Annotated in this window: 28 protein-coding genes and 3 tRNA genes; 25 read left to right on the forward strand and 6 right to left on the reverse strand. The window is 52.9% G+C overall.

Annotation, left to right across the window (positions count from 1 at the left end; genetic code table 11):
• Positions 1-53 precede the first annotated feature (53 nt).
• The gene (locus P3339_RS09050; protein WP_282953134.1) at positions 54-1,205 is read right to left on the reverse strand and encodes a saccharopine dehydrogenase family protein; all 1,152 of its coding nucleotides are present in this window, start codon (positions 1,203-1,205) and stop codon (positions 54-56) included.
• Between the two features lie 367 nt (positions 1,206-1,572).
• Here P3339_RS09050 and P3339_RS09055 point away from each other — a divergent pair, with 367 nt between their 5' ends.
• From P3339_RS09055 to P3339_RS09075, 5 genes are all read left to right on the forward strand, one after another.
• Complete coding sequence (locus tag P3339_RS09055; RefSeq protein ID WP_282953135.1) at positions 1,573-2,874, forward strand: condensation domain-containing protein; 1,302 nt, start codon at positions 1,573-1,575, stop codon at positions 2,872-2,874.
• Between the two features lie 63 nt (positions 2,875-2,937).
• Entirely contained in the window at positions 2,938-3,321 is a 384-nt protein-coding gene (locus P3339_RS09060) for a hypothetical protein (RefSeq protein WP_282953136.1), read from the forward strand.
• Complete coding sequence (locus P3339_RS09065; RefSeq protein WP_282953137.1) at positions 3,297-3,767, forward strand: hypothetical protein; 471 nt, start codon at positions 3,297-3,299, stop codon at positions 3,765-3,767. Before P3339_RS09060 ends, P3339_RS09065 begins: the two co-directional genes overlap by 25 nt.
• Entirely contained in the window at positions 3,764-4,054 is a 291-nt protein-coding gene (locus P3339_RS09070) for an NAD-dependent epimerase/dehydratase family protein (protein WP_282953138.1), read from the forward strand. Before P3339_RS09065 ends, P3339_RS09070 begins: the two co-directional genes overlap by 4 nt.
• A complete protein-coding gene (locus tag P3339_RS09075) occupies positions 4,051-4,689 on the forward strand; it encodes an NAD-dependent epimerase/dehydratase family protein (protein WP_282953139.1) in 639 nt (212 codons plus the stop codon). The genes P3339_RS09070 and P3339_RS09075 overlap by 4 nt, the downstream gene beginning before the upstream one ends.
• On the opposite strand, the gene P3339_RS09080 is transcribed toward P3339_RS09075, so the two are convergent.
• Positions 4,690-5,415, reverse strand: a complete 726-nt coding sequence (locus tag P3339_RS09080) for a UDP-2,3-diacylglucosamine diphosphatase (protein WP_282953140.1) — start codon at positions 5,413-5,415, stop codon at positions 4,690-4,692.
• A gap of 35 nt (positions 5,416-5,450) precedes the next feature.
• On the reverse strand, positions 5,451-5,960 hold the full coding sequence (locus P3339_RS09085) for a peptidylprolyl isomerase (RefSeq protein ID WP_282953141.1): 510 nt from the start codon (positions 5,958-5,960) through the stop codon (positions 5,451-5,453).
• A gap of 208 nt (positions 5,961-6,168) precedes the next feature.
• Between P3339_RS09085 and P3339_RS09090 the strand changes: the two genes are divergently transcribed.
• The 12 genes from P3339_RS09090 (at position 6,169) to P3339_RS09145 (ending at position 19,452) form a co-directional block, all read left to right on the forward strand.
• A complete protein-coding gene (locus P3339_RS09090; RefSeq protein WP_282953142.1) occupies positions 6,169-7,842 on the forward strand; it encodes a glutamine--tRNA ligase/YqeY domain fusion protein in 1,674 nt (557 codons plus the stop codon).
• A 91-nt stretch (positions 7,843-7,933) separates the two neighbouring features.
• Positions 7,934-9,310: a cysteine--tRNA ligase gene (cysS, locus tag P3339_RS09095; protein WP_026305071.1), complete on the forward strand. Its 1,377-nt coding sequence runs from the start codon at positions 7,934-7,936 to the stop codon at positions 9,308-9,310.
• 104 nt (positions 9,311-9,414) lie between these two features.
• Entirely contained in the window at positions 9,415-9,603 is a 189-nt protein-coding gene (locus tag P3339_RS09100) for a DUF3012 domain-containing protein (RefSeq protein WP_020413170.1), read from the forward strand.
• A gap of 15 nt (positions 9,604-9,618) precedes the next feature.
• Positions 9,619-11,046 (forward strand): Wadjet anti-phage system protein JetA family protein, encoded by a 1,428-nt coding sequence (locus tag P3339_RS09105; protein ID WP_020413169.1) that lies wholly within the window; start codon positions 9,619-9,621, stop codon positions 11,044-11,046.
• Entirely contained in the window at positions 11,039-11,803 is a 765-nt protein-coding gene (locus P3339_RS09110; RefSeq protein ID WP_282953143.1) for a DUF4194 domain-containing protein, read from the forward strand. The genes P3339_RS09105 and P3339_RS09110 overlap by 8 nt, the downstream gene beginning before the upstream one ends.
• 154 nt (positions 11,804-11,957) lie before the next feature.
• Complete coding sequence (locus P3339_RS09115; protein WP_282953144.1) at positions 11,958-15,605, forward strand: ATP-binding protein; 3,648 nt, start codon at positions 11,958-11,960, stop codon at positions 15,603-15,605.
• A gap of 42 nt (positions 15,606-15,647) precedes the next feature.
• Entirely contained in the window at positions 15,648-16,613 is a 966-nt protein-coding gene (locus P3339_RS09120; RefSeq protein WP_282953145.1) for a hypothetical protein, read from the forward strand.
• Positions 16,592-16,849, forward strand: coding sequence for a hypothetical protein (locus P3339_RS09125; RefSeq protein ID WP_282953146.1), 258 nt, complete (start codon positions 16,592-16,594; stop codon positions 16,847-16,849). The genes P3339_RS09120 and P3339_RS09125 overlap by 22 nt, the downstream gene beginning before the upstream one ends.
• 168 nt (positions 16,850-17,017) lie before the next feature.
• Entirely contained in the window at positions 17,018-17,470 is a 453-nt protein-coding gene (locus P3339_RS09130) for a hypothetical protein (RefSeq protein ID WP_282953147.1), read from the forward strand.
• Between the two features lie 140 nt (positions 17,471-17,610).
• Entirely contained in the window at positions 17,611-18,081 is a 471-nt protein-coding gene (gene msrC / locus P3339_RS09135; RefSeq protein WP_020413164.1) for a free L-methionine (R)-S-oxide reductase MsrC, read from the forward strand.
• Entirely contained in the window at positions 18,081-18,827 is a 747-nt protein-coding gene (locus P3339_RS09140; protein WP_282953148.1) for a methyltransferase domain-containing protein, read from the forward strand. The genes msrC and P3339_RS09140 overlap by 1 nt, the downstream gene beginning before the upstream one ends.
• 169 nt (positions 18,828-18,996) lie before the next feature.
• Complete coding sequence (locus P3339_RS09145) at positions 18,997-19,452, forward strand: hypothetical protein (RefSeq protein WP_020413162.1); 456 nt, start codon at positions 18,997-18,999, stop codon at positions 19,450-19,452.
• Between the two features lie 54 nt (positions 19,453-19,506).
• Here P3339_RS09145 and P3339_RS09150 read toward each other — a convergent pair whose 3' ends face one another.
• Genes P3339_RS09150 through folD form a run of 3 tightly spaced genes read right to left on the reverse strand, consistent with a single transcriptional unit; the run spans position 19,507 to position 22,068 of the window.
• Positions 19,507-20,520, reverse strand: coding sequence for a class I SAM-dependent methyltransferase (locus tag P3339_RS09150; RefSeq protein ID WP_020413161.1), 1,014 nt, complete (start codon positions 20,518-20,520; stop codon positions 19,507-19,509).
• A gap of 5 nt (positions 20,521-20,525) precedes the next feature.
• Positions 20,526-21,230 carry a 16S rRNA pseudouridine(516) synthase RsuA gene (gene rsuA / locus P3339_RS09155; protein ID WP_282953149.1) on the reverse strand — a complete coding sequence of 235 codons (705 nt, stop codon included), beginning with the start codon at positions 21,228-21,230 and terminating at the stop codon, positions 20,526-20,528.
• The gene (gene folD / locus P3339_RS09160) at positions 21,223-22,068 is read right to left on the reverse strand and encodes a bifunctional methylenetetrahydrofolate dehydrogenase/methenyltetrahydrofolate cyclohydrolase FolD (protein WP_020413159.1); all 846 of its coding nucleotides are present in this window, start codon (positions 22,066-22,068) and stop codon (positions 21,223-21,225) included. The genes rsuA and folD overlap by 8 nt, the downstream gene beginning before the upstream one ends.
• Before the next feature lie 340 nt (positions 22,069-22,408).
• On the opposite strand from folD, the gene P3339_RS09165 reads away from it, so the two are divergent.
• The 8 genes from P3339_RS09165 to P3339_RS09200 all read left to right on the forward strand — a co-directional run bounded on the left by P3339_RS09165 (position 22,409) and on the right by P3339_RS09200 (position 25,432).
• A tRNA-Pro gene (locus P3339_RS09165) sits at positions 22,409-22,485 on the forward strand.
• An 18-nt stretch (positions 22,486-22,503) separates the two neighbouring features.
• Positions 22,504-22,580, forward strand: a tRNA-Arg gene (locus P3339_RS09170).
• Positions 22,581-22,695: 115 nt separating this feature from the next.
• Positions 22,696-22,771 (forward strand) — tRNA-His (locus P3339_RS09175).
• A gap of 278 nt (positions 22,772-23,049) precedes the next feature.
• The gene (locus P3339_RS09180; RefSeq protein WP_282953150.1) at positions 23,050-23,502 is read left to right on the forward strand and encodes a hypothetical protein; all 453 of its coding nucleotides are present in this window, start codon (positions 23,050-23,052) and stop codon (positions 23,500-23,502) included.
• 183 nt (positions 23,503-23,685) lie between these two features.
• Complete coding sequence (locus tag P3339_RS09185; protein WP_282953151.1) at positions 23,686-23,874, forward strand: hypothetical protein; 189 nt, start codon at positions 23,686-23,688, stop codon at positions 23,872-23,874.
• Positions 23,875-24,334: 460 nt separating this feature from the next.
• Positions 24,335-24,640 (forward strand): hypothetical protein, encoded by a 306-nt coding sequence (locus P3339_RS09190; protein ID WP_020411189.1) that lies wholly within the window; start codon positions 24,335-24,337, stop codon positions 24,638-24,640.
• A gap of 94 nt (positions 24,641-24,734) precedes the next feature.
• A complete protein-coding gene (locus P3339_RS09195) occupies positions 24,735-25,181 on the forward strand; it encodes a hypothetical protein (RefSeq protein WP_282953152.1) in 447 nt (148 codons plus the stop codon).
• Between the two features lie 20 nt (positions 25,182-25,201).
• Positions 25,202-25,432, forward strand: a complete 231-nt coding sequence (locus tag P3339_RS09200; protein WP_020411191.1) for a hypothetical protein — start codon at positions 25,202-25,204, stop codon at positions 25,430-25,432.
• Positions 25,433-25,487 lie beyond the last annotated feature (55 nt).

Raw genomic sequence — 25,487 nt, forward strand, 5'->3', positions numbered from 1 at the left:
ATGTACCTAGTACGATGTCTAGTGGCAGTTCCTCAGTTCCAGAGGGGATATTTTTAATGGGCAATTGCAGGCATTCGTTCCCGGGAATGTGTTTCCATTGCAGTGACTATGGAATAATCATTCAGTTCCACCAGGATTTCATCAAGGGTGAGAAGTTGCCAGCAGGCCTGGGCGCCGGGCGAGGGCCCATTGCCTGCGAGGAATTTCCGTGCCAATGCTGCTGCCGGTGCAGCCGGAATCCAGGGGCCGTCACCATTTAGACCGAGAACCTGCCATTGTCGCGTAGCAGTTTCTCCATGTTGGTTTTCACCTTTTACACGAACAATCATTCCACCATGGGGCGTGCCGCCGGGCCAACGGGGTGCCAGCTTGTGACCCAATTGAGCCAGGCGTGCGCTGGTGGCCGGCAGATGAATACGAGCCAACCTGGCGCAGGCGGAAAGGCCCACCTGCAAAGTAAGCGGCTGGAGCCCTGTTGCAAAACGTGCACTGCGCAGCCTGGGAAGATGCTTGGGGCAAAGCTCCAAGTCGGGCACATCGAAATCACACAGCCAACGCTTTCCCACCGGGTGCGCCAGGGTTATCGGGCGCAGGTTCTTCCCGGCAAAGGATTCACGCCAGTGACCTTCCTGAAGCTGCGGAAAACTGTGCCCCAGGGATTCAAAACCCGCGTATACCGTAGCCAGACCCCGGTCAATTCGATGTGCCGGTGCAATGGCAATCTCTAGAGAGTGGATCACCGGCAATTCCTGACCGATTTCCATCAGTGCCGCAGAACTCAGCCCGGGTAGGCTGCTGGCACCGGAAACCATGGCAATGCCTGCGGCTTCTGCAGCGGGCGAGAGCCGATGAAAGTCACATACAAAACGGCGCCCATCGGAGATGTCGATATAAGGTGTGTGGGATTCGATGCAGGCTTTGCCAACCCGATAATCAACTTCCTTTTGGAATGGTCCGGCGCAGTGGATCAGCAGATCCAAGTGCAATGCCCTCAGTTGTGCAGCCAGGTTGATGGAATCCCGCTCAAGGCGCAATCCCTCGGCAAGACCGCCAAGTTGCTCTGCACAGCGGTCTGCCAATCCCTTGTTGCGCCCGGCAATAATCAGTTGGATATTGGGTTCGGATTTCAGCATTTGCGCAATACGCTCGCCAAAATTGCCGTAGCCGCCAAGTATCAATACACGTTTGTTTAGGTTGTTGATCACTTGGATCGAACTCCTACCTTGAGGTCTACAAGAATCATGCAATGGGCCAGCATTGTAAATCAAGTAGATCTTGATGCGTCTGGGGGTTGTTTTTCCGCCAGTGCGATTTTCTGGCGGGGGTATACAAGCGGTAAGTTTGCGGGATTTGTATATCCTTAACTCATACTTTCGCTGGAAGTATCAGTATGCAGTCAATTGGAAAATCTCGCATAGTGACAATTGACAACGGTGCCTTATACGACAGATCCATCGCTTTGTATCGCTCTGGTGTAGATGTTTGTGAGCGGTCATCAATGTACTGGGCGTCCGGATTGCGGCCCAAGGGCCAGCTGGTTGCTCCGAAACAAGAACAGGCCAGGAGAGTACCGTGGCTGGCTGGAGTTCCTCATTCAGTGTGCCGCTTTCGATAACTGAGCAGCGCATCTACGATTTGAACCATCGCAAATCATTAGCGGACCTGATTACACGTGCGATGTATGTGAAAGGGGACGTCGATATTGAGCTGTTCGAGAAGGCAATTCCAGGAGTTGCTAATTCCTACCCTATCTTTCGCTGTCGATATGATTCATCCCCCACTCGCAGCTTTAAAAACATAGAGCTGGATTATTTAGACATTCGCCATATGAGCGAAACACATATAACCAGTTTTTTACGCCAATTCAGCAGCTCTCCGATGGATCTCAATGCAGACCAGTTACTGGGGCTTAGTCTGTTCCGTACAGGTGAAGACGAATATATTTTCCTGACCAAAAGCCACCATATCATTACGGATGGAATTAGCTTGTCGCTTCTTTGGGCAGAGTCTCTGAAAAATTACTTAAGCCTTGCTGCTGGAACAGGGTTTAATCCCAGAGTGGAAGATACGGATTTTGCCGACTACATCAATTTTGAGGAGGCCTATCTGGATTCCGAACGGGGGCAGAAGGCGTGCTACTACTGGCTAAATATGCTTAGCGAGGAAAAAGAAGCCGTTGAGCGGGCATCTCATCAGGAGATTGTCTCGCTTAGTTGTGATGATGTGTGTGACTTGATTGAAGGGGAGGACTTAGTCCGAATTAAGGAGCAGGCGAATTCGGCAAATGTCAGCCTTTTTACTTATTTATGTGCCGCTTACCAGCAGACACTTTGTGAATTCCTGCATTTTGATTTCTGGATGAATACGAACTTATCCCTGCGCCTCAAAAGAGAACACAGAGAGGTGTTCGGTCCAATGTGTCGCTATGCATGCTTGAGAGTGCGTAGAGATGAATCCTGGAATGAAAAACTGAGCCGGCTTTCCCTGGAAATAAAGCGTGCGGTTCGTACAGTATATGCCGCCGACTCCATTGGTCCCCATGGTTCTTTGGGTCATAGCCTGAATGCTTCCCGTGCCTATCTGATTACCTTTCTGCAGGCAGAAGAGCATCAGGAGGGTTTTACCGGTGTTTATACCGGTGAGAATTCAGACTGGGTAGATCTCAGCGATGACTTAAAAATACGTACAATACCTCTACCGACACGCCTGACACCTTATGGCATATACCTGTCTATGGCTGCCTATGGCGGACGGTTGCGCTCCAGTTTTATCTACAATGTTAATTGCTTCACCCAAGAGCAAATGGAAAGCTTCGTGGATCGTTGGCATGCCCGTGTGATCTGTGGAGATGGGGATAGGATGCCCCCACTTTAATTGGCTTGTGCCCAAGCTGTACTGGTAATAGTCGTACTGCCTCAAGTTTTGACAGTTGTTGTTATGTCACGATGTGCCTTTGTTACCCTTGTAAACAGTCCAGATTATGTAATCGGCGCCACTGCCTTGAAGCGCTCCCTGGATCGGGTTGGCAGTGTTCATCCCCTGGTATGCATGGTGGTTGCTGGCAGTTGTGACAGTCGTCCTCTTGAGCAGGCGGGCTGTATTGTAAGGGAGGTGCGCCCTCCTTCACTTTCTGATGAATTTACCCTTCAGCATGGACGTGAGGCCTTACATAGGCGCGCTCCTTTTAATAAAGGGAAAAAGCCCGAGTTTCATAATCCCTTGAATAATTTCTGCAAGCTGGCACTGTGGGGGTTGACTGAATACGAAAAAGTTTTTTTCTCGATGCAGATATTTTGTTGTTGCGTAATATCGACCACCTGATGACATTCCCGGAGTTTTGCGCGGCCCCCAACCTCTATGAGGGGTTGGATGGCTTCCACCGAATGAACTCAGGTTCATTCACTGCCGTACCGAGTGAGGCAACCTATCAGAGAATGTTGGCAGAGCTGGATCGCCCCGGTGTTTTTTGGCGGCGCACAGATCAAACCTTTCTTGAGACTTTCTTTTCCAGATGGCATGGACTGCCTTACATCTACAATGCCCTGCAGTATTTGTACCTGAATCTGCCACAACTATGGCAGTGGAGCAGTATCCATGTGATTCACTACCAGTACGAGAAGCCTTGGCAACAAGCACACCCTAAAGCTAAGCAGCTCAAACCACTGATTGATTTGTGGTGGGCGGTTTATGAGGGACGGGATATCAGCGGTCAATTGGATCAATTGAGTCGTGCGCAACAGCTTCAGCCTAATGGAGGAATCTCGTGAGAATTGGTATCACCGGCGCCAGTGGATATGTGGGGCAATTTATTGTCAGGCATTTCCTGCGGAGAGAGTGCCAGGTGAGAGGATTGTCACGCTCCTTATGGAAATCTGAGATTTTCGGCGGTGACAGCAGGCTTGAATGGACCTGCGGTACTATGTCGAGCGATCAGGTACTTTCCGGGTTTGTCGAAGGGCTCGATGCGGTGGTCCATGGGGCTTTCGAGCATTTGCCGGGGCGATATCGTGGTGGGGAGGGGGCAACCTTACCGGCTTCCTGGAGTCGAATTTGAATCGTACTCTGGCATTGATGCAGATGGCCTACGATGCCGGGGTAAAAAAATTCATATTTCTTTCCAGTCGTGCAGTCTATGCCACAGGACAGTTACGTGGCGACCTATGCGAGGATGGTGCAACCCAGCCGGAAACTTTCTATGGGGCATATAAGTCTGCTGTAGAAGCTATGGTATCTGCTTGGGCCGGGCAAAGAGATTGGCACGCGGTGTCCTTGCGCCTGACTGGTGTTTACGGTGTGGTAAATCCGTTAGTGCGCAGTAAGTGGTATGACATTGCTTGTGCAATTATCAGAGAGAAGCGCTATTCCCAGGGAAGGAATGCCACCGAGGTGCACGGCACAGACGTAGCCAGGGCAGTGGAATTATTACTGGAGGCGAAAGATGCTCGCGGCCATGCGATAAACTGCAGCGACCGAATAATAAGCAATCGCGAAGTGGCGGAAATTATCCAGTCGATTTCGGGCGCGCGTGGGCCACTGCCATCAGCAGCACAGGGGATGGAGCCGGCAGTGTTGGATTGTGCCTATTTAAGATGCAAGGGATTTCGCTTCGGGGGAGAGAAGCGTTTGTGGGAGAGCCTGCGGGAGCTGGTTGAGGCCGTGCGGGAAGAGCATAGCCTCAAGCAGTGCTGATCAGCCTATAGGCCAGTGGATCAACTCCAGCGAGTCCTTGCCCGCTTTCAAGCACCAGCCATTGCGGTCCCAGTCCCCAAGTACGATGCGCTCTGCCGGAGTTCCGTCAACGTCAAGGCTGTGGCGCCCGGGCCTGTGAGTATGGCCGTGGATCAGGGTGTCCACATTGTGCTCGCGCATTACCCTTTCCACCTCCTCAGGAGTTACGTCCATGATGTCTTCCGCTTTGCGGCTGTTCATCGCCTTGGAGGCGGCGCGGATCTGTGCGGCAATAGCACGACGCTCTTCAAGAGGCTTGGCCAGCAGCGCCTGCTGCCAGTTACTGTCGCGGGCCTGGCGGCGAAACGCCATATATTCCTCGTCTAAAGTGCACAGGCTATCGCCATGCATCAGTAGAGCCTGGTGGCCGGCAAGGGAGAGAGCGGTAGGGTCTTGTAAAAGCACTGCACCAACACGCTGGGCGAAATCAGTACCTAGCAGGAAATCGCGGTTGCCGTGCATCAAGTACAATTCTACACCGGTATCAGTGTAGTGGCTGAGTTCCCGGACAACCTCATCAATCAGCGGGGCATCGTCGTCATCGCCAATCCAGGCCTCGAAGAAGTCGCCGAGAATATACAGTGCTTCGGCACCGGCGGCTGGACCGCGCAGGAAATCAAAGAAAGCCCTGGTAATATCTGGGCGTCCCTCGTCGAGGTGCAAATCAGAAATTAAATAAGTAGACAATGTCCCCGCCTTAGAGTCTGAATGGACCCGAGAAATTACTTGCCGGCGTAGTCGTCAGAAATGCTGACACCAGTGATCTCAATGGTTTCCATGGGTACATCCTGATGGAAGCCTTTGCTGCCGGTTTTCACGCTCTTGATCTTGTTTACAACGTCCATACCATCGGTCACCTTGCCGAAAACGCAGTAGCCCCAGCCCTGTGCATCTTTGCTGCGGAAATTCAGGAAATCATTGTCTTTAACATTAATAAAGAACTGTGAGCTGGCGGAATGTGGATCCATAGTGCGTGCCATGGCCAGGGTGCCAGTATCATTTTTCAGGCCGTTGTCGGCTTCGTTCTCAATGGACTCGCGGGTTTCCTTCTGCTCCATTTCGGGGGTCATACCGCCGCCTTGGATCATGAAGTTGTCGATCACCCGGTGGAAAATGGTCCCAGTATAAAAGTCATCACGACAGTACTGCAGGAAGTTGGCAGCAGTCTTTGGGGCCTTGTCGAAATCCAGTTCGATAGAGATATCTCCGTGGGTAGTGTGCAGGGTGATCATAAAGTGTCCTATAAGGGTTGATTTGGGGCGGCATGATACCTTGTAGTCCGTAGCTGTAAAATGCTGCGATAGCAGATCGGTGCCGATTGCCTAAAAAGTGAACGCCGCCAACCAATTGATTGGTAGCAGCCTTTTCAAATTCGATATTCTGTGGCCCAACTAGGCTATAATCGGCCGTTTACATTCGCACAGCTGTAACGAGAAACCTATGACATCCGAGAGCAAGCCCGCTCACTTTTTACAGAACCTTATCCGCGAAGACCTGGCCGAGGGTCGGGTGACTCAAGTGGCAACCCGCTTTCCACCTGAGCCGAACGGCTATCTGCACATTGGCCACGCCAAATCTATTTGTTTGAATTTTGGTCTGGCACAGGAGTTTGGCGGTACCTGTAATCTACGCTTTGACGACACTAACCCTGCCAAGGAAGAGGAAGAGTTTGTCGACGCAATCAAGCGCGATGTTTCCTGGCTGGGCTTCGAATGGAACGGTAAAGCTAAATACTCTTCGGATAATTTTGACCAATTATATGAATGGGCCCTACACCTGATTAAAGAAGGCAAGGCCTATGTCTGTGACTTGTCTGCTGAAGAGGCTCGCCACTACCGTGGCACGCTCAAGGAGCCGGGTAAAAATAGTCCCTACCGCGATCGCTCTGTGGAAGATAATTTGGCGCTGTTTGAAAAGATGCGCAATGGTGAAATGGAAGAGGGCCAGTGCAGCCTGCGCGCCAAGATCGATATGGCAGCGCCCAATATTAATCTGCGCGACCCGATCATTTATCGTATAAAGAAAATGGCCCACCACCAGACCGGTGACAAGTGGTGCATTTATCCCAGCTACGATTTTGCCCACGGCCAATGTGATGCGATTGAGGGCATCAGTCACTCTATCTGTACCCTGGAGTTTGAAGATCACAAGCCGCTATACGATTGGTTGATCGAGAATCTGCCGGTGCCTTCACGCCCGCGCCAGTATGAATTTGCACGCCTGCACCTCAACTACACGGTGGTATCCAAGCGCAAACTCAAGCAGCTGGTAGACGAAGGGCATGTAGACGGCTGGGATGATCCCCGTATGCCGACACTTTCCGGTATGCGCCGTCGCGGCTTTACGCCAGCTTCAATCCGTAATTTCTGCGAGATGATCGGCGTAACCCGCTCTGATTCCGTCGTAGATGTGAGCATGTTGGAATACAGCATTCGCGACGATCTGGATAAAAATGCACCGCGCGCCATGTGTGTGATGGAGCCTTTGAAGGTCACCCTGAAAAATTACCCGGAAGGCCAGGAAGAGATGCTGTCAGCACCCGGCCACCCGGTACGCGATGACCTGCCGGCTCGTGAGCTTCCGTTTGGGCGCACCCTCTATATCGAGAAAGACGACTTCCGCGAAGAGGCCAACAAGAAGTACAAGCGCCTGGTGTTGGGCAAAAAGGTACGTTTGCGTAACGCCTATGTGATCTTTGCCGAAGAAGTCGTGAAGAATGATGCCGGTGAAATTGTTGAGGTGATCTGCTCAGTTGATCTCGATACCTTGGGTAAAGACCCGGCCGACGGTGTTAAGCCAAAGGGCGTTATTCACTGGGTATCTGCCGATAACAATGTCGATTGCGAAGTGCGTCTCTACGATCGCCTGTTCAATGATGCATCGCCGGATGCCGGCGGTAAGAATTTCCTCGACTGCGTAAACCCGGACAACCTGCAAATCCTAAAAGGCTGTAAGGCAGAGATCGGCCTGGCCAAGGCGGAGCCGGAGCAGGGCTACCAGTTCGAGCGCAACGGCTATTTCTGTCGCGACAGCAAATATGGCAGTGCGGAAGCACCGGTATTTAACCGCACCATTGGCCTGCGCGACAGCTGGGCGAAAGAACAAAGCAAGTAGTAGCAAAACCAGTAACTGTCTAAACGGCAGTTTCGTTGGGTGGGTCAGTGAGCGGCCCGCCCCAGGCAGCAAAAAGAATTCGAGAGAAAAGATGTCTCTACAGGTCTACAACACGTTTTCCGGGAAGAAAGAACCCTTCGTACCATTGGTGGAAGATCAGGTGCGCATGTATGTGTGTGGCCCCACCGTGTACAACCGTGTGCATATTGGCAATGCCCGCCCTGTGGTGGTGTTCGACACCCTGTACCGGGTGCTGAAAAGAAACTTCAGCGATGTGATTTACGCGCGCAATATCACCGATATTGACGACAAAATCATGAAAACCGCGCGGGATAATGGCGAGGAAATCGGCGTGCTGTCGGCGCGCTATGCCCAGGCTTACTACGAGGATATGGCCGCGCTCAATAACCTGGAGCCGGATATTGTCCCCTACGCCACCCAGCACTTGCCGGAAATGATCGCGATGATCGAAAGCCTGCTGGAGAAAGGCCATGCCTACGCTGCAGAGGGGCATGTGCTGTTCGCAGTGGAGTCCATGCAGGAATACGGCCAGCTTTCCAAGCGCTCCCTTGACGATATGCTCGCCGGTGCGCGTGTGGAAGTGGCACCTTACAAAAAATACGCCGGTGACTTCGTACTGTGGAAGCCTTCCTCAGATGAAGAGCCCGGTTGGGACAGCCCCTGGGGGCGTGGTCGTCCGGGTTGGCACCTGGAGTGCTCGGCCATGATCAAGAAGCATCTGGGTGATACCATCGATATCCATGGCGGTGGTCGCGACCTGACTTTCCCTCACCATGAAAACGAGCGCGCCCAAAGCTGCTGCGCCAATGGTGTCGACTTTGTGCGCTACTGGATGCACAACGGCTACGTCAATATCGACGGCGAGAAAATGTCCAAGTCTTTGGGCAACTTCCGTATGGTTAAAGATTTGCTTGAGTTGTACCCCGGTGAAGTTCTGCGTTTTGCGTTGCTGTCCGCTCATTATCGCTCTGAACTGAACTTCAGTGCTGACTTACTCGATCAAGCTTGGCGAACCTTGGACACCCTCTACGGTGCCCTGCGTGAAACCGAAGCCGTTGAGGCTGGAGCTGCAGATTTGGGTGGCAGCGCCTTTATCAAAGCGCTGGAAGATGATCTGAATACGCCCATCGCCATCAGTGAACTGCATCAGATCGCTCGTGACCTGAACAAGGCTGAAGATGCTGACAAAGCGCGCTTAAAAAGTTTACTGCTGGCTGCCGGTGAAATGCTCGGTATTTTGCAGCAGGACCCGGAAGCCTGGTTCAAGCAGGCCCGTGGTGGAGAGGAGTCTGTTTCTGCTGAGGAAATTGAAGCGCTGATTGAAGAGCGTGTACAGAGCAAGAAAAATCGAGACTTTGCCCGTGCCGATGAGATTCGGGAGGAGTTAAAATCTAAGGGTGTAGTACTAGAGGATAGTCGAGAAGGTACCAAGTGGCGCCGAGAGTAAGGTGCCTCTTAATCAATAGGAACACTCAAGCTCTTTCCCGCCCTCATTTCAAATAGGTAATTGGGGTTGGGGTAACATCCGAATTTCATTTGTAGAAGCAAACTATGAAAAAAGTATTTGTCTTGATCATCTCTATTGTCGCAGTGGTAACCCTGACAGCTTGTGAACCCAAGCGTGGCTCCGATGCCTGGTGTAAAAAAATGGACAGTGTGCCTAAGGGACAATGGACCATGAATGATGCGGGCGACTACACCAAGTACTGTGTCTTCAACCAAAAGCCGGAAGAGGAATAAGCGGGCCTATAGTCGTTGTTCTTCGTCGATTCCTACCAGCACTTCTTCCGCCCGCTGACCGGTAAATACCGCGAACAGGTGGTTGAATGCTTGCGTCTTTTGTATGAGCGTCTGTACACCGCCAAGGCTGACTACGGTGAGTCTTTGCTGCGCGAACAGATTTTGGAAATTTTTGCCGAGGCCCTGACCCGCGCGCCCCAACTCGATAGTGAAGATGGAGTGCAGGACCCCGAGGGCCGCTTCCGCAACCTGCGCGACCAGGCCGTCTGGGTATTGAACAGCCTGGTGGAATTCGGTTGGCTGGAGAAGCAGGTAGATAGTGCCACGCTCACCGCCACCTATCCGTTTAGCCGCCGGGGCCGCCTTTTTACTCAGCCGCTGGTTGAAGTGAACGGCACCCGCGTGCGCACCCGTCACCGCAATACCCGTAACACCTTAAATGCCCTGGAAGCCTTTGCCAGCCGAGGTGAAATCCACGACTTGATCGATGCCTGGGAATACTCCGAGCGTATCGTGGCGGATTTCACCGATATGATCGCCGAGCTGGAAGAGCGCAAGCGAGAAATGGTGCGGGAGGTGGAGGCCCAATTGCTGGTGCAACAGGCCACCGATGAGTTTTTCTCCTTTATGGAGAGCCGCTTCCAGCCGGACCTGGCTATCCGACTGTCTGCGGACAGCGTGGAAAAACATCGCGACTCCATCAACCGGGTGATTGACTGCATTCGCCGCAAGGAGGATGTGCAGAAAGCGGAGTGGGAGAAGCGCCTGCGCCAGCTGCTGCCGGAGTTGATGCAACCGGGCCAATCCCTGTTGTGGCTGATGCTCGATACCATCGAGGACCGCATGCGCCGCGCCTGCGAGGTGAAGTTGCCCGCTTTGCGCCGCGCACTACAGGGCTTTACCAAGCGTGCGGATATTATTATCCGCCAGCTCAGCTACCTGCACAGCCAGGCCGAAGGTGAATTTGCCGACCTGTGCCAGCGCCTCGGTGAAAGCCAGCAAAAAACACAAATTCTCGAGCAGCTGGGCGAACAGTTAGGTGGCTTCCAGCTGCGCCTGTTTGACCCCAAACAAACCCAGCTGTGGCAGCGCAATCGCCGCCAGCCGGTGAATACCCGGGTCGAAGATGAAACCCCCATCGGTGAAGAAAACCGTCGCGAGATCGAGCTGCAACAACTGCTCGACCAGGCGTTTAATTTCAACAACAGTAACCTGCGCGATTATCTGAGTGATGCCCTCGGCACCGGCCGCCAGATCAATAGCCGCAACCTGCCATTGCGCGATGCGCGTGATCTGCTCGCTATGAGCCATGTGATCGAAGCGGCGGCGGTGAACCAGAGCGGCGCCGCCGACCTGCAGGTGAAATTTACCGGTGAAATCGCCAGCAATGATTATTTCACAGAATTTGACGAATATATCCTGGAGCTGAAAAACAGTGATTGAACAGGCTTTGGAAGAGGCCCTGGCGCAGTGTCGTCTGAACCGCAGCGAATTTTCCGAGCTGCTGGTGCGCCTGTTGGATTACGGCGTTATCTGCCGGGATGAAAGCGTAATTGAGACCACGCTTTACGATCGCTTCCAGCGCTGCGAGCAGCTGGTGCGCGAGTGGTTGGCCCCGCTGGGGTTGCGTTTGCAGCACGACAGCCGCTTCCAGTTTATCCGCGTGTATCCGCCCGGCGCCGAAGTGCCGGGCCTGCCGGACCAGGAAGAGCCGCACCACGGTGGCTTCCGCGCCCGCCTCAGTCAGCAGGAAGTGGCCGCGATTCTCGCCTTGCGCGTGGAATACGATAAAGCGCTGCGGGAAGGGCAGGTGGATGAGAGTGGTTGCGCGGCGCTATCGATGGAAGCCCTGGAACTGGGCATGCGCAACCTGCTGAAAATGTCCCTGCCGGATAAGCACGCCGAGCGCAAAAATCTGTTGAAGAAATTGCGCCAGCTGCGTTTGGTGCAGTTCAGCAGCGAAGAAGTGGAGACCAGTGCGGAAGTCTGGTTGCGCGTACGCCCGACCATCGCCCACTTTGTCAGCGAGTCGGTATTGCACCAGCTGATCGACAGCGAAGTCCCGCCCGCAGTGGAGAGCGCGGCCGCTCAAGTTTATGAGGTTGGCGAGGTTGAAGAGGCGGAACAAGAGCAAGCGCTCGAACGCATCACTCCAGAAGTCGAAGATAGCAGCCTGTTTGAGAGTGAAGCCGCTTCCTAGATGAAAATAGAGGCCGCAGTAGCGGCTATAAAAAATCGAAAACATTCGACCGCCCGGGTTTGTGTAAATCGCACCCGGGAGCCTCGGAGAAGGGTGTCGGCTTCCCGCCTGCAAAAGACCCTGCTTTTGAAAAGACCGTTTTTTTGAAAAGACTATGTTCCTAAAAAAACTGATCCTGATTAACTGGGGCAATATTCCGCAGTTGGAATATGATTTCGGCCCGATCAACCTGTTTTCCGGCGGCAACGGTTCCGGTAAAACCACGGCGGCCGATGCTATCCAAACATTGATGACCGCCGCCCACGACACCCTGTTTACCTTTAACCCGGGACAGGATGAAACCACCCAGCGCGGGCGCGGTGGCAAGCAGGTGCGGACGCTAGCTTCCTATGTACTGGGTTGTGACGACGGCAGTTACGCTCGGGTAGAGCCCACCGACTGTTACATTGCCGGTATTTTTCACCCCACCAGCGGTGAAGACGATGCTGAGCCTTTTACTGCAGTGATGGGTATTCGCGCACACCTGGATAACAGCAGCAAACCCGCCCAGGCCCGCCAAAGTGATTTGCACTTTTTCGTATTCCCCGGCGAGCAGTTGGTGATGGGGGATTTTGTCCGGGATTACACCGATGGCAAACACCTGCTGCCGCTGGATAAATTCAACCAGGTCCTGAGCAAGCAGTTCGAAAAAGTAGAGCAGTACGACAAGAAAAAGGCCTACCTGCGCCGCCTTTACGGTGCCCTGCGCGGACGCCGCGATGCGGTCTCCGATCGAGAGGCTATGCACGCCGCGCGCACCTTTGCCAATTTTATGGCCTACAAGCCAGTAAAAAGCATCAACGATTTTGTCGCGCAAGAGGTGTTGGAAAAACGCGATCTGGGTGATGCCATCCGCTCCGTCTCCGAGCTGATGAAAACCATTCACAGCATGGAGCAGGAAGCCCGCCAGATTGTGGAGCGGGTCAGTTCCCTGGAGGCCATCGCCCAGTCGGTAGAGCTCTATCGGGAGCAGTGGTTGCAGTTGCGGGTGCAGGAATATTTGTGCGCGCGCCACCGCCAGCAGCGGGTGCAAAAGAGTTATCTGAGTGGCAAGAACGACCAGAAAAAACTGCGCAGCGATCTGGACAACAATGAGCGGGAAGTGCGCGTCGCTTCCGAGCGTGTCGAGCAGCTCAACGGTCAGCTGGTAGAGCTACAAGCCCAGCGCCTGGGTATCGATGCGCTGCGCAATAAGGACGAACTGGAACAGCGTATTAACAATGCCCTGAGCCTTCTGTCCCAGCAGCACACTCCCATGTCTGCCGAAGAGGCCCGCTGGCGCGAGAACCGTGAGGCCGCCGAAGAATTATTAAACCTGCTCAACTCCACCTCTGCCGAGCTGGAAATTGCCGCTTTCTCCGATAAAGCACTGGTGCAGGCGATCAAGCAGGTAGCCCGCGAGGAAGACCTGCCGGATCTGCATAAGTTATTGGGCAAGGACTGGATCGACCTGGCTGCATTGGAGCCACTGCGCGAGCGCGCTGCCAGCAGCGAAGCTCTACAGAACCGCCTCTACGACCTGCTGGATAGCAGTGGTAAAGCTGGCGCCAGTGATGAGGTTTCCCCCAAAGAGCAGATTGCCCAGCAGGCCTCCCGCTGGGAGCAAAAAGTGCAGCAACTGCAAAAGCAGCTGCGCACCCAGGAGAGTCGCATTCAGCATCTCCAGGCCAATCGCGTGCGCTACCCCCAATCGGTGGAAGTGGCCCTGGCCGCAATTCGCGAGCAGTGCCCTGAGGCGGAGCCCCGCGTCCTGTGTGATTATGTGGAAGTGCTGGATGAGCGCTGGCAGATGGCGATTGAAGGCTATCTGGGCGGCGCGCGCTTCTCGATTATTGTGGAGCCGGAACATGAAGCCCGCGCGATTCGTATCGTGCGCAGCCTGCCCGGGCGCAACAACCGCGCCCGCGTGATCCAGGGAGATAAAGCCCGCCGCGATGCGGAGCGCCTGGATACGCCGTCGGGCTCTATTATCGAGCTGATGGAGTTCACCCATAAAACTGCCGAGCACTATCTGCGCGCCTCTTACGGTGCAGTGGTTCAGGTGGAGGATGAACACGAGCTGCGCGGCACCCGCCGAGGCCTGACTGCCGACGGTATGGCCAGTGGCAACTACAGCATGTGGCGCTGCGATATGGACGATGCCGAGTTGGTCTTCGGCCAGGGCGCCCGCGCCCGCGCACTGGCGGCGCAGCAGCGCGCTATGGAGCAGTTGCTGGAAGAGGCCGCCCACGTCAACGAGCGCCACCAGCTCTACCGCCGCGTTACCAACGCGGTGCGCGGACTGGCGAATATCAAGCTGTTGTCCATTGTGGATTCCGCCCTGGCGGCCCAGCGGGAATGGCGCAGCGCCGAGCGGGCTCTGGAAAACCTGGACCTGAAGGACTTCGAGCAGTTCGAGCAGCAGGTCGATGAACTCAAGGCCCAGCTTAAAGACCAGCAGAAGCAGCTGTCGGACCTCCAGCGCAAGCATGGCTCTCTGGAGACCAAGCTAAGAAGCAACGAAAAACTCTTATACGCGCTGTCTGGCGAGCTGGAGTCCCTGGACGATGCCGCCAGTGACAGCGAGGAAATGGTAAGGCGTATTACCGCCATCGATCCCACTTTCGATGCCGAGCAAGTGCTGGTTACTGCCGATGAGCAGGTGGAGCGCGCCGCCGACAACTTCGACTTTTCAGCGGATATCGAAAGTTGGCAGGGGCAGCTGGAGAAATACAGTCGCCAGCTCGATCGCGCGGTGATGGAGTACAACGCTACCTGTGCCAGCGTCGATACCCTGGTATTTGAGCCCGACTTGAGTGGCAGCCATAAAGATGGCCTGTTCAAGTTGATCAGCGGTCTCGGCGATCAGGTAGAGACCCTGCGCAACCGCCTGAAGAACAACCTGCTGGTGGAGCGCCACGATCAACTGCTGGGATTGAAAAAATCCTTTAACACCACTTTTGTAACCCACTTGTGCCACGCTATTTACCAGTCCATTAACGATGGTAAGCGCGTGTTGGATGATCTGAACAAAGAGCTGGAGCACCACCGCTTTGGTGCGGATCGCGAGCGCTTCCGTTTCGACTACCAGTGGGTAGCGGAATTCAAGGAGTACTGGAGCTTCTTTAAGGCGGTAATTGAACTGCCGAATCTGGGCGAAGAGCAGAGCCTGTTCGACACAGACTTGGCGCCCAAGCACCGCAAGGTGCGGGATCGCCTGCTGAGTATGCTGCTGAGTGAAGACGAGCAGGTAGCGCGGCGCGAGCTGGATCGAATCAGCGACTATCGCAACTACCGCAGCTATGAGATCTATAAGGAACCAGAAGGCAAGGAGCCGATTGCGCTCAGCCAGTACGGCACCGGTTCCGGCGGTCAGCTGGAAACGCCGGCTTATATTATCCGCTCCGCAGCGGTGACTTCGGCCTTCCGCTTTGGTGAAAGCGGCAGCCATTTGCAGATGGTGCTGGTGGATGAGGCCTTCTCCAAAATGGATGAGTCCCGCTCCAAGGAAGTGATCCGTTACCTGACCGAAACCCTGGGGTTACAGCTGCTGTTTATTATGCCCAGCAGTAAATCGGGGCCTTTTATGGACCTGATCTCGAATCAGTTTGTATTCAGCAAGTGCCCCAGTGCCAAGCCCATCGGCCAGCTGAATACCCGGGTGTATGTCGATCGCAAGGTGTGCAACCAGGAGCGTATCGCCGAACTCTGGGCCAACCACCGCCGCACGATTCGCCAGCAGGCGTCGCTGGATTTTATGGACCTGGTAGAAGTAGAGGGATAGGTATTTTCGGGGGAAACCCCTCCATTGGCAGGGAGGCAAGCAATGGAAAAGGCATTGCCCTATTGGGTAGAGGAAAACCCGCTGTTAATCGGCATCCTGAATTTTATTCTGGATCGGCGGGACAGCCAGCTGGAACGCGGCAAGGAAGCCCGCATTAGTTTCAGGCTGGATTTGCGCGCTGGCAGTAAGCGTTGGCTGGAAGTGTTGGAGCCCCTCAGGGACCCCGACCAAGACGAGCAGGAGCTGTGGAATGAATTACAGCACTTTGCGCGGGAATACCAGTGTTTTACGGTGAAACCGAATCCGAAAAGGCGGCCGGGTGTTGCCGAGTGGCAGGGGGCCCAATTAATTTTTCGGGATGCCAGCGAGGAACAGCTGCGCCTGTGGCTCAATCGCCCATCCCCCACCGTTCGCCAGTCCGCCTGGACCAGCCTGCTGGAACCCTATGTCGATCGCTTTGAGAATCCCTCTGCTTTTCCCCTCGAAGGGTTGGAACTCCAACCGGGGTTTGAGTCCGTCGAAGAAATTATTGCTTGCTGGGTGTCTGTCGGCAAAGAGCTGATCTTTGCCGATAAAATTTCCTGGCGACAATTGGCCGCGCGCTGCTTTAGAGGGGATTCCAAATACCTGGAATTACCCAGCCGTCAATCTCTGGTGCGCAATCTCTATCCTGACCTGAGCCGTAAAATCCAGGAGCGCCAGCTTTTACTCCACGCCTACCTGCCCAGGCAATTTGAGCAGGTCATTTTTATCGAAAACCAGGACACTTTTATTAGCCTGGCGGAGCTGCAACCCAGTCGTGCAGCGCTGGTTTATAGCGAGGGCTACCAGGGCGGCGCAGAACGGATTCGCAATGGGGAGAGGGTGCGCTTCAGCACTATCAATGTGGTTGGTGAAAATATCCGGCAGCAATTCCTTAACTGGTGGCACGATGGGGAGTCCCGAACGGTTCCAACATTTTTCTGGGGGATCTGGACTATGAGGGATTGCGGATTGCCGCAGCGCTGAGAAAGAGCTTTCCCGACTTGCAGTGCTGGCGCCCGGGCTACGATCTGTTACTGTATTTTCTGCGCACGGGAAAAGCCCATGCTCCGGAGCAGGCAGAAAAGGTGGGGCAAAAGCTGGTGCAAGCGATTGGTTGCCAATACGCAGATAGCACGCTGTTGCCAGCAATTTCAGACAGCAATCGCTATGTGGATCAGGAGGCGGTTGAGATTGGGGAGCTGGCCGGGACATTGGTGTGAATATGTCGCTATCCGATAAATTTTAATTGCTCGTTTTTATGGAATGGTGACTATCAAGGCTTTGGCAGGCTTTTGAACTTGTTTTTTATGCGCAATATCTCGGAAGATACAGAAAATTTGCTGTAAAAATGCCCTTCTAAAATAAGAAGGGATGTTTCTGGAGATTTTATGCGTCAGTTTTCCATTTTGGTCATTTTCGTTTTGGCCTTTGGCGGCGCCGCTGTTTTGTACGAGAAGGAAAGTCGTAAAGTAAAAGGCGTCCTGACCCAGATTACTGAGCTACAGGCGCAGATGGGCGACTTGCAAGCGGAGGTCAATCGACTTAACAGCGAGCTGGAGGCAGTGAAGCTTGCCGAGCGTCGCCGCCCGAATCTGAGAACTATGGCCAGTCGTATCCGCCGAGAGAGCACACCTTCCACGCCGCCTAAGCCTGTGGTGGAAAAACGATATGAAAGAAAGTCCAGCGGCTTGATTACCTCCGATGTCACTACAGCACCACCCGCCATCCAATCTAATAATGGTAATGCAGAGCAGGGCAGCGAGTGGTCCCGCCCGACCATAGATGCAGACCAATATCAGGAGGAATCTGGGGGGCAGGAGGTACTGGACCCTTACCAGTAATTTGTTCTCAGCTATTGATTCCAGATTGAAAGCCCGCAAAATACCTGCGTCTTGGCGCGCATAGCGCTAGGTATTTCGCAGGTTTGCTGTTTGTAGCAGACTCAATATGTAGCCACGGTTTGTGAGAGGCGATACGGCCAATGTCGTTAGATAAATTTTATGCATCTCTGAGTGGACAGCTGGAAGGCCTGCTGTCAGCTGAAAGAGACTGGCTGGCCAATACTGCCAATGCCAGTGCATTGCTTTTTATGGAGCTGGAAGATATCAACTGGGCGGGCTTCTACTTTCTGCATGGCGAAGAGCTGCGCTTGGGGCCCTTCCAGGGCAAACCGGCATGTACTCGCATCCCGGTAGGTGCCGGTGTCTGCGGCACTGCAGTTTCCACTGGCGAATCCCAATTGGTTGAAGATGTGCACCAGTTTCCCGGGCATATCGCTTGCGATGCGGTTTCTGCCTCTGAAGTGGTCATTCCGCTTTACGATAATAATGGCCATTGTCTCGGTGTGTTGGATATTGATAGCCCCACCGTTGCCCGCTTTACGCGAGAAGACCTGACAGGTTTGCAGTCCTTTGCACAGGTGCTGCTGAAATCCTCCGATTTGCCAAGCTGATGGCATTACTGTGGCAGAAGCAGGTAGGGGGTACCTGTTATCAGGTGCGTAACCATGGTGCCAGTGTGCGCCTTTACAGTAATGGGGTTTTTCACTCCCAGTGGAATCCCCGAGACCCTCTCAAGGGCTCCCTTTGGGAGCTGCTTCTGCTGCCGGCATTTTTCATTGATGAAAAGCGCTTGAACTCGGTGCTGCTGCTTGGTGTAGGAGGTGGCGCCCTGATTCGCTTACTGCAGGCTTATACCTCGGCAAAGCGTATTATTGGGGTTGATCTGGACCCTGTGCATTTAGAGATTGCCCGGCGTTTCTTCCGTGTGAGTAATGTCGATCTGGTGTGTGCCGACGCCACTGAGTATGTGGCGGATCACCTAAATGATCCTTCCAATGAACCATTTGATCTGGTTATCGATGACTTATTTGGCCACACTCAGGGAGTGGCGCAGCGCGCGGTGCCCGCAAATAGACAATGGTGCTCCAGCCTGATGCGCCTGTTACACCGGGATGGCGTGCTGGTGAGTAACTTTGGTGACAAACACGAATTGCAGGGCAGTGCTTGGCGCCAGCAGTCTATGCGCCAGAGATTAAAAGGTGCCTGGATGGCGTATATGCCTCAGTATGAGAATCATATTTTGGCAGTCAGTCGCAAAGCTTTGCCTTTGGCGGATCTGCAGTGCCGCGCACCAGATAAGATTAATCCAACCAACCCCAACCGACGCCTCAATTTCAAGATGAGCCGGCTGCGTTGACAACTAATTTTTGCCCGCCTTAGGACTCAATTCCGGCACTAGGGTGACAAATATGGGAATACTTACCAGTCACCTAAACGCTGTCACCTCAATACTGATATTGATTGGCGCCCTTTGACACCGGCTGCCTATACTTAAGTCAGCGACGTAGTTTTTTTGGGACCGGTCGATGCGGTACAAAACTGTTGAGGAAGTGATCCAGGAAGGAAGGGACTTTCATGCCAAGCTGGCGCTGCAATATGAAGAGTATGAGCAGCTCGCCACCAATAAACGGGTCGAGCTACTTTTGGATCAGCTTCGACGACGGGAAGACTCCATGAAGCACTCGCTGGAGAACTTCCATGCAGATCTTCCCCCAGGTGCTCTGCATACTTGGGTGCAATTTGCTCCCGAAGGGCGCGAGAAAGAATTCCTGCAGCGACTGCGAAGTATCGATATTGAAAACCTCGACGACATTGCCAAATTGGCTATGGATATCGAGATTTACCTGGCGGATCAATATCGTGACTTGGCGCAGGGTGCAGAAACGCCCTCGGCACGGGAAGCTTTCGAACGTTTGCGCCAGCTTGAGGAGCTCGAGGAACACACGCTTTCGATGAACCTCTTCAATTTACGCGATTATTAGGATCGCAATCCTGCCCTGGCGACTGCTTTTCCTGTTATCCGTATCGCCTGCGCTCTAAGGGCGGAGGCGGTACACGCAGAACCCTTTCTCTTTGGTGATTAGCCGCACATCAGAGAAGTAGTGCGGTCCCTTCTTTGCCAAAGGAATAAACTCATTCACCACAAAAAGTGCTGAGCCGGTAATTTTAAGTATCCGCGCGCTGTGCTGTAGGAAACGGTCAGTGAGGTCGCCTTCAACCTGGAACCCTTGGTGAAAGGGAGGATTACAGAGCACCAAATCTGCGATTCCGCCTTCCAACTCAGAACCGGCATCTGAAGGCAATACCACGCCCTTTATACCCAGCTCGCGGAAATTCTTTTCGCAGGCCAGTAGAGCAGCGGCATTGTTATCGGTGCCGGTAAAGTGGAATTCGCCTAAGGGGGCCAGCTGGGCACTGAGATAGCCGTAGCCGCACCCCAGGTCCACGACGCGGGCGCCAGGTTTCGGCAGTTCGGTGGTGAATTGTTGGGCCAGCAGCGCGCTACCTTTGTCGATCTTGTTCCAGCCGAACAGGCCAGGTTTGCTGTACAGGCCGTTGAGCTCCGGCAGACTGCGTAGTTGCGGGTAATCCAGTTCGCCAACTAGCTCCTCTGCACTTGGGTGATCCACTCGGTTAGTACTGGAATAGTCATTGCCGTGTTTTTGCAGTTGTTTAGCAGTGCCAAGGCGCTCAGCTACTTTAGCCGCATAGCTTTTGATGCCGCTCTGTTTTCCCCCAAGCAATACCAGCTCGCCGCCTTCGCCGAGAAAGTGTGGAGCCTGGTTGATGATGTGATGAACTACCGCCTTTTCTTTGGAGACCGAATAAACGATGCGGCGATAGTTGCGGTCCAGTTCCCCAAAGTGGAAGTCGTTAAAGAAGCTGCGGGCCACTTTGCCCTCTGCCTGTTCAGCAATATCCCAGCGATTACTGAGCAGGTCACCATCAAAGTGAAATCCCGGCTGCAGCAGGGATTTACTGTTTTCATCGGCGATCCACAGGGTTTCCCTGGGTGCCTGGAGGAGTTCCTGTAGGAGAAGGGCAGACATATTGTTTATTGTACCGAGGCGATTTCTTCAGGGGTTAGGAGGCGATAGTCGCCTTCTTGGAGTTCTTCATCGAGGGAGATATCGCCGATTCTCTCCCGGTGTAGCTCTAGTACCCGGTTACCCAAAGCGGCGAACATACGTTTTACCTGATGATAGCGGCCCTCGCCAATGGTGAGGCGGACCTCGTTGGCATAGAGAATCTCAAGCTTGGCCGGTTTGGTTCTCTTCTTTTCGTTGTTGAGCCAGATGCCCTTGGCAAACTTTGCCACCGCATCCTCCTCAATCCTCTCTGCCAGCATGGCGTAGTAGGTTTTATCACAATGATGGTTTGGTGAGGTTACTTTATGGGACCACTGGCCATCGTCGGTGAGCAGGACCAGCCCGGTGGTATCGATATCCAGGCGCCCGGCAATATGCAGTTTGGATTTGTTGGGCTCGTCAATCAGGTCCAGTACCGTGGGGTGTTCGCCATCTTTGGTTGCGCTCACATAGCCCAGAGGTTTGTTTAACATAATGTAGCGTGGCCCCGGCTCGTGCAGGGGCTCGCCATCCAGGTACAGTGCATCGCCGGCCTGTACCTTGGCGGCTGGGTCGGTGACTATCTCGCCATTCACACTGATGCGCTCCGCTTTGGCGGCGCGCTTCACGTCGGAGCGGGAGAGGTCGGTCACCTGGCTGACCGCCTTATCCAATCGTATAAAACTAGCCAATCTTACGTTCACCGGAATCGACAGATTGGTAGATAAGGGTATTGATGGTCATAGGGCCAACACCGCCGGGCACCGGGGTGTAGGCGGCAGCGCGATCAATCAACGGGCCAAGCTCTATATCGCCCACACCGCCTGGATGGTAGCCGGCATCGACAACCACTGCGCCGTCCTTAATCCACTCAGCCTTGATAAATTCCGGCTTGCCTACGGCGCCCACTACGATATCTGCGCGGCGGATATGATCGGCCAGATCTTTGGTGCGCGAATGACAGATGGTGACGGTAGCGTTGGCGTTTAGCAGCATGGCCGCCATTGGCTTGCCTAAGATGGGGCTGCGACCTACAACCACGGCATGCTTGCCTTCCAGTTCAATATTGTAGGCTTCCAGCAAGCGCATAATGCCTTTTGGAGTTGCACAGCCATAGGCTTCTTCGCCCATGGCCATACGACCAAAGCCCAGACAAGTTACGCCATCAACATCCTTATCCAGGCTGATAGCGTCGAAGCAGGCGCGCTCGTCGATCTGTGCCGGAACCGGGTGCTGCAACAGAATGCCGTGGACGTTGGGGTTGGTATTCAGTTCTTCGATTTTGGCGAGCAGCTGCTCAGTAGTGGTGGAGGAGGGCAGTTCCACCTGCATGGAATCCATGCCGATACGGCGGCAGGCATTGCCTTTCATCTTTACGTAAGTGGCGGAAGCGGGGTCATCACCCACCAGGATGGTAGCCAGGATTGGCGTTTGGCCACCACTCTTCTCCTTCAGTGCGGCTACCCGAGCCGAAAGTTCCTCTTCAGTTTTCTGTGCCAGGGCCTTGCCGTCCAGAACCAATGCAGACATAGATGCTATCTCTAACAATAAAAAATCGAGTGCTAAATAGACCGGAGTTTGCTCCAGCACCTACTTTATATAGAAGGGCGGAAGCAGGCGGCTTTCGAGCTGCTTACTTTTTATCCGGTCGGATTCGCGAAGTGCGCCATTTTCGCACAGGTTGGAAATAATTTCGCCACTTCAGGCCCTTGAGAGGCAAAAGGATAAACTTCTTAAAAAATAATAGCTTAGAAGCGTTGACACAGGCCTGGGGTATCAGTACTATGCGCGCACTTCGCAAATGCAGCGATCTAAACAACCACCCCAAGGGCGGTAAGCAAGATCAAAGAAGTGCGAATGATTGGAAAAACGGGGCATAGCGCAGTCTGGTAGCGCGCCTGCTTTGGGAGCAGGATGTCGGGGGTTCGAATCCCTCTGCCCCGACCAATTTTCCGGGTTCACCTTGCGCCCGTAGCTCAGCTGGATAGAGCATCCGCCTTCTAAGCGGATGGTCGCAGGTTCGAGTCCTGCCGGGCGTGCCATCTTCACTAGATGGTGCTGGTTTGGCAAAAAGGACTCAGTCTGAAGCCAGATTGGCTGCAAGAGATATCCGGAACTCAGTACTGCCACAAGGTGCTGAAGTATATCACTACTATGGTGGCCGTAGCTCAGTTGGTAGAGCACAGGATTGTGGCTCCTGAGGTCGCGGGTTCGATCCCCGTCGGCCACCCCAGATTTTTCCTTGTTTATCAAGGACTTAAAACCTCGCCAAGTGCGGGGTTTTTTCATTTTGGGCCTTTGAGGGTTAATTCGAGGGGGTAATTTTTACCACAATCGATTTTTCCCGCTTCCCGGGTTGGATATTTATCCAGTGCTTTTGGTGCTCAGAAGTGGTTCTTTCAGGCGTCAATATTCTTAGTTTCGATGAGTTTTCTGTAGAGAGAAAAATGCCGCCAATGTTTGATGTGGAAGCCTAGTCCGCTGCTCAAATTTTCTGCGGTGGGGCTCTGAATGAAAGACAAAGAAATATATGCTGAAATAGGGCAGTTACTATTTAATGAGGCTCCTGATGTTTCCGGGGAGGTTCATGTTCTGTTTGGGGGATTTGTAGATACTTTTTTGATTTCTGCATGGACCGGAAGGTTTAGAAAGGGGAAAGGCTTCACATTTTCTCCCGGCACGCCTTTGAAACTTGCCGGGCTTGTAAAAGATTTAAAGGCGTTCTACCTGGAAAATGAGATGGGGGATTGGAACGTTATGCATTATGTTTTGATACCTTCTTCAAGCAAATATGATCTTGAATTTGACTACTGCAAAGAGCTGGAGAATGATGAGATGGATTTCTCGGACTATGCAAGAAGGCTCGATAGGGCTTCGAGAATTCACCAAAAGTGTCATTGGAAATTATCCGCTCCTAGTAAGATTTTTATCTGCTACCCGTTGGCGTGTCCCTATTACTCTTAATTATCGCCTTGTTGAGTGAAATAAATTTATCTGCGGTGTGATTGTAGCGCCCTATTATGTAGTGAGTTTTATATCCGCTGAATTTCTGCTTATCGCCTTCGAAATCCGAGATGCGTTTTATCCTTAAATCGTGAAGTCGAAATCGCTTCAAAGGATGTTAGCTGTGGCGGTGGTTTTTTATTCATGACTCCAGGTGCTATTGAAAGCACCGCAGGTGACGCGTTGCCCGGCTCTGCCACGGATGAGGTAATCGACAACGGCCACAGCACCGACACTATTGTGCATACAGCGATAACGCAGGCCACCGAGCTCACCATTAGCAATGCCCAAGCAGCTGCAGTACTTAAAATACTCGATTGCCTTAATCGATGATCAAAACAACGTACAGACTGATGCAGGCCAGTCGGTGAGCGTCGCCAATCACGCGGCCGATTTAGTGGCAAGCTATATAGTTGAAGTGGTAAACCTTCTACCTGTGCAAAGTTCGATTACGGCGATGGCCGTACCTAGTGGGTATTACTAGCTAGTGTTTTCAGTAGCGGAGAGGGCATATCGCTGGTGCGAAGGCCCGAATTATAGAGCCATGGCTTACATCCGCAGAAAGATCCCCTCTAACTTACTGATTTAATTGGAGGTAAAATGTGTTCAAGGGCGGGAGGTTGAACAAGGCGACATGAGCCAATGGCTCACTATCTATGGTTACTATTTAAACAAAAATTTATAACCCGCTGTAAATAAAGGCTTTTTTCGGAGCTTGGAGGTCCCATCCTGGTAATAGTGGCCAAATGGATAGTGAGCCACAGGCTCTTTAATAAACTGTTATGTGTAAACGATGAAGAAAGTATATCTCTACGGTTTTAACGGTACTTACTCGGGAGAATCGAAATACAACTGGAGTCCTCCCGAGAAAGGAGATAGTCACGACTGTCTTCTTTTTCTTCGGCAAACCGAAGACGCAGTTAATTTCGAGGCCGCCACACTCGAAATTGCTAACTTCGGCTTTGTGGGTGTCAGCGATCTAAAAGGTAACAGCCTAAAAGTCGAGGCTTTAAATTCTGATCTTCATAGAGGGTTTAGGGGTTTTTACGAAAGTGCTCTTCACGATGGTAGCTGCCTTGTATTCTACCCAAACACATAACAAGCCGCAGCAATCGCTCCCGTTGGTCGCTGGGACAACTAAAACGCTGTGCTTATTTGTCTGCCCCTGTGCGGGGCGTTATGAGCTTTAAACTATGAAGCACATTCTTATAATTCTAGCTTTAATGTCATCCTTGGCTGCTGCAAGTGGAGGGCCTAAAGAGGTTTCTCTGACACCAGAGCTAGCCGCGAAACTAGGTTTTCATATAAGCGTGAAGCCAGAAGACCCAGCAATAATGTTTGAGCTTAAAGGCCCAAAAGAAAGTCCTTCTGGTTGTCCAGCATCTAGAAGTGGCACCTTTCTACTTGGTAAAAATAGTGAGGAGTTGCTGCTTCATATAACAGAGCTACCTGCATCAAAATCAGAGCCAGAAGCAATTGGTTACTTTACAGATAGCAAGCACACAATGGGTGTCTTTATCGACTATCTCTGTAAAGGCGAAAAGGTTTTAAAGAGTGTGCGTTACACCGTGCAATCAACCAGCGACTGGCTCATAACAAGTAAAGGCACTGGACGCAGCAAAACTGCGCCTGTGCTTTAGGCGTTATAAGTAATAGAAAAATGGAACCTGAAGAACTGAAAAGGAGGTTAGATGTTGTTGCAGCGACTTGCATGCAGCTATCTAGGGAGTTGCAGTCTATCGATGCACAGTTAAGTCTGAATATGGACCGAACGGCGATTCGGGAAATAATTGGCAATCTCCATTGGGCGGCCGAGAATACTACTGTGGTTGGACTCCACCAAGTCGGAGAGGCGCTAGAAGATAATATGGGTACCGGTCTGAATGATTGAAATTATTTATAACAAGCGCCGGCACAAATGCGTGCTTCGCGCTGTGGACTCGCAA

The sequence above is a fragment of the Microbulbifer sp. MLAF003 genome (assembly GCF_030012965.1).
GTDB classification, from domain to species: Bacteria; Pseudomonadota; Gammaproteobacteria; order Pseudomonadales; family Cellvibrionaceae; genus Microbulbifer; species Microbulbifer variabilis.